Raw genomic sequence first — 505 nt, forward strand, 5'->3', positions numbered from 1 at the left:
TCGGGAGTTTGTGATTGGTTTGAAGTCGGACGATAAGAAAGTGGAAACGCTGCGTCAGTTGATTGCGATGGGAAACACTTACCGCTGCACAGTCATCGTCGAAGGCGTCGAAACCGCAGATAGTGCTCACTTACTCACAACGTTAGGAGCCTACATTCATCAAGGTTACTTCTATCCTCTGCATTTCTAGCTTTTCTTAATGCCGCGAGTTACTTAAACTAGCTGATACCCAAATGACTTCATAATGTATTCGCGCTAAGTGTGCGAAGTGATTTGGGTATCACTAGCGTCTATAACTGGATGAAAGTTAAAGACGTTCGTACATTTTTGTTAGGTGGTGAGACCATCCACCACCCACTCGTGATTGAAACCATGATTGCTATTAAACCAACCAAACTGAAAGATTTTTCGAGTTTGATGCAATTGGACGTGCAGGAAGAGCAAATAGGATTTGCCAAGCCGTTTGAACAGGCTTACCAAAAGCGAAACAAGTCAGAAGTATTTT

General features: G+C 43.0%; 1 protein-coding gene and 1 pseudogene. Both read left to right on the forward strand.

Going from position 1 to position 505, the window contains the following annotated elements:
* On the forward strand, positions 1 to 190 hold a 190-nt coding region (locus R7Z49_RS27920; RefSeq protein ID WP_318112905.1), incomplete at its 5' end, for an EAL domain-containing protein.
* Between the two features lie 110 nt (positions 191 to 300).
* Positions 301 to 505: pseudogene (locus R7Z49_RS27925) on the forward strand (N-acetyltransferase); the annotation flags it as partial.

The organism is Vibrio sp. 1562 (assembly GCF_033340155.1).
GTDB classification, from domain to species: Bacteria; Pseudomonadota; Gammaproteobacteria; order Enterobacterales; family Vibrionaceae; genus Vibrio; species Vibrio alginolyticus.